At 76.3% G+C, this 3,289-nt stretch carries 3 protein-coding genes; 1 reads left to right on the forward strand and 2 read right to left on the reverse strand.

Translation table 11 applies throughout. The annotated features are described in order from the left end of the window. Positions 1 to 20 precede the first annotated feature (20 nt). On the forward strand, positions 21 to 809 hold the full coding sequence (locus CCN35_RS20585) for a serine hydrolase (protein WP_067394974.1): 789 nt from the start codon (positions 21 to 23) through the stop codon (positions 807 to 809). Between the two features lie 24 nt (positions 810 to 833). Here CCN35_RS20585 and mycP read toward each other — a convergent pair whose 3' ends face one another. Then, positions 834 to 2,108, reverse strand: a complete 1,275-nt coding sequence (gene mycP, locus CCN35_RS20590; RefSeq protein WP_107470431.1) for a type VII secretion-associated serine protease mycosin — start codon at positions 2,106 to 2,108, stop codon at positions 834 to 836. After that, a complete protein-coding gene (locus tag CCN35_RS20595) occupies positions 2,105 to 2,836 on the reverse strand; it encodes a hypothetical protein (protein ID WP_245863304.1) in 732 nt (243 codons plus the stop codon). The genes mycP and CCN35_RS20595 overlap by 4 nt, the downstream gene beginning before the upstream one ends. Positions 2,837 to 3,289: the final 453 nt, after the last annotated feature.

A 3,289-nucleotide genomic window follows, 5' to 3' on the forward strand; every position in this document is an offset into this window, starting at 1 on the left:
CGGCGAAGGGGGACGGGGGGATGTTCTTCTTGGCCACGGTCCCCGACCCTATCGGCAGGGTGTCCGGCGTTCTCCGGGAGGCGGCGGTGGAAGCAGAACCGGCGGCGGGGTCCGCGGTGGTGTCGGCGGCGGTGTGCGGTCTCGGCTCCGGGGAGGGCTTCGTGTACGGCGACGGCGTGCACGAGACGGCGAGCATCGTCAAGGTCGACATCCTGGCGGCACTGCTGCTTCGGGCCCAGGACGCGGGGCGGCGGCCGACGGCGCGGGAACGGGCACACGCCGCCGCCATGATCGAGCACAGTGACAACGACGCGGCCTCGGCGCTGTGGCAGAGCATCGGCGGGGCGGACGGGCTGGACGCGGCGAACGAGCGGTTCGGGCTCACGAGCACCCGCGGCGGCGAGGGCACCCTGTGGGGTCTGACCCGGACCACGGCCGTCGACCGGCTCGTCCTGCTGCGGCAGGTGTTCGGCGGGGAAGGGGAGCTGGACGAGGCCTCGCGAAGGTGCGTCCAGGAGCTGATGGGCCGGATCGTCGCGGGCCAGGACTGGGGGGTGTCGGCCGCGGCCGACGGCTCCGCGTGGGCCCTGAAGAACGGCTGGCTGCCGCGCAGTACGACCGGGCTGTGGATCGTCAACAGCATCGGCCGGGTGACGTCCGGCGGCCGTGACTGCCTGGTGGCCGTGCTCTCGCACGGCCACGCGACGAAGGAGCAGGGCATCGCCCTGGTCGAGGCGGTGGCACGGGAGGCGGTGTCGGTGCTCCGCGGGAACGCGTCGCCGCGGGGCTGGAGGCCGCTGCGCGCCTGAAGGGCCCCGCGGGCCGGGAGGTGCCTAGAAGTCCTCGCGGGACGGGAATCCGCCGGAGGACTGGAACCGGAAGCCGCCGGGGCCGTGGGACCCGAAGCCGCCGTCCTCGTCCCGGCGGCGCCCGCGCCACAGGACGGCCGCCACGACCAGCAGCACTCCCCCGACGCTGCCGACGAGGGGGCCGGCCCAGTCGGAGGCGCCGCCGTCCGGGGCGGCCGGCTCGGGGCCGGGGCCGAAGTACTTGCCGGTGTGGGAGGCCGCCCGCAGGTCCTGCCGTTCGAGCCGGTCGGCGGCCTTGATGGCGGCGGCGGGGTCGACCAGACCGAAGCCCCGGGAGTCGTCGCGGCCGCCGACGGGGGCGTTGCGGGCGGTGTCCTGCAGGAGTTTCTTGATCTGGGCGGGGGTGAGGTCCGGGTGGACGGCCCTGATGAGGGCGACGGCACCGGAGACGAAGGCGGCGGCGGCGCTCGTGCCCCAGCCCTCGTAGTACCTGCGGTCGGGGTCGGCTATGACGACGTCCACGCCGGGCGCGCTGACCGTGGCGTACCAGCGGCGGGTGGAGAAGGAGGCGCGGGTGCCGTAGCGGTCCACGGCGGTCACGGCGATCACGCCCGGGTAGGCGGCCGGGTAGGAGATGTTGTCGCCCTTCTCCCCGCCGTTGCCGGCCGAGGCCACGACCACGGAGCCCTTGCTCAGCGCGTACTGGACGGCCTCGTCCTCGGCGGGCTCGGGGTGGGCGGAGGCCGAGTCGTCGCCGAGGGAGAGGTTGATGACGTCGGCGCCCTGGTCGGCGGCCCAGCGGATGCCGTCGGCCAGCGCGTTGCCGCGGGTGGTGCGGGCCTTGGCACGGGCGGGGTCGCCGTCCTCGAGGATCACGCGGACGGGCAGGATCTTCGCCTCCGGGGCGACGCCCATGACCCCGTCGGCGTTGCCGGGGCCGTGGCCGTGACCGGCGATGATGCCGGCCATGGCGGTGCCGTGGCGGGCCCAGGTGCGGTCGCCGGGCCGTGCCCCGAAGCCGACCAGGTCCCTGCCGGGCAGGACGTTGTCGGCGAGGTCGGGGTGGTCGGCGTCGACACCGGTGTCCAGGACGGCGACGGTGACGCCCTTGCCCTTGGTGGTGCGCCAGACCTCCTCGGTGCGCAGGGCGTCCAGGCCCCACTGCTGGGCGCGGATGCCGTCGGCGTGGGCGGCCGTGGGCGGGACGAGAGCGAGGCAGGCGGCGAGGAGCACGCTCAGGGTGCCGGCTCTGCGGGCCGTGCGGGACGCCGGGGTACGGGAGGTCGCGACGGTTTTCACGAGGGCTTCTCCGTGGCCGACTTGACGGTTCTGCGCAACCCCCGTCCGATGCGGTCGGCCAGGCCCTGGGCCTCGTGTCCGAGGCCGGCCTGGGCGGGGGCCGTGGTGGCGCCGGCCTCCATCGCCTCGGCGGCGGGCTGCGGGGCGTCGACCGTCCTGCCGTCGGCCCAGCCGGAGACGGCGTAGACGATCACGGGGGCCTCGGTCAGCACGGAGATGGTCCAGGACGCCCGCTGCTCGTCGCCGAAGGCCTCGGCGGCGGTCCCCTTGGCCGCGTACGGGCGGGGCATGAGATCGGTGCGACGGGCGAGTCGCTCGTTCTTGAAGCGGACGGCGAGGGAGCGCATGGCGGGGGCGTCGGCCTCGGTGAAGAGCAGGCCGACCGTGGTGACGTAGCTCTGGGTGGCGTCGGTGTAGGTGGCGCGCAGCAGCCGGGCGCAGCCGACGGGGTCGAGGACCTTGTGCAGCGGCGGGTCGAAGGCGTTCTCGCAGCCGCTGTCGGGGGCGACCGCGATCCGGGTCCAGGTGCGGTCGGCTCCGCCGGGGCCGGCACCGCGGCCCTTCACGGTGGGCGGGAAGAGCTGGTCCACGGGGACGCTGTGCCACAGGGTGCCGGCGGCGGCGAAGCCGCTCGTTCCGCCGGTCCCGGACGGCTCTCCGGCGAGCCAGCTCCCGGTCACGGCGCCGCCGATGAGTCCGAGCCCCAGCACGACGCAGATCGCCGCCATGGCGGCCCGCGTCCGTATTCCGCCCTTCCGGGGCCGCTGCCGCTCGCTGTACCCCTCGCCCGGCAGCGTGAAGACGTTCCAGGCCAGCGCGGGGTCGGGCACCACGCCGGACGCGGTGCGGGCCGCCGTTCCCCGGGTGTCCCCGCCGCCGGCCGGACCGGCGGGGCCGGACCACGCGGGCACGGCACCGCCCGGGGCCGTGCCCGTGAAAGCGGTGGTGCGGGTGCCGGTGTCGGGGCGCGGAAACGCCCGTCCGGCCCCCATGAAGGCTCCGGGCTCACCGTGCGGGCCGCCGTCGGCCCGGGGCACGCCGGAGGCGGGGACCCCCGGGGGGCGCCGGACCGCACCGTCTCGCCCGGATCCGTCGGCGGCCCCGGGACCGCCGCGCCGGTCGCCGCCGTCCGGCGCGGCGGCGGGAGCCGGGTGCGGCGGGAAGCCGGGGCGGGCCGGGGC

Source organism: Streptomyces thermovulgaris, assembly GCF_002155915.1.
In the GTDB taxonomy this organism is placed as follows: Bacteria; Actinomycetota; Actinomycetes; order Streptomycetales; family Streptomycetaceae; genus Streptomyces; species Streptomyces thermovulgaris.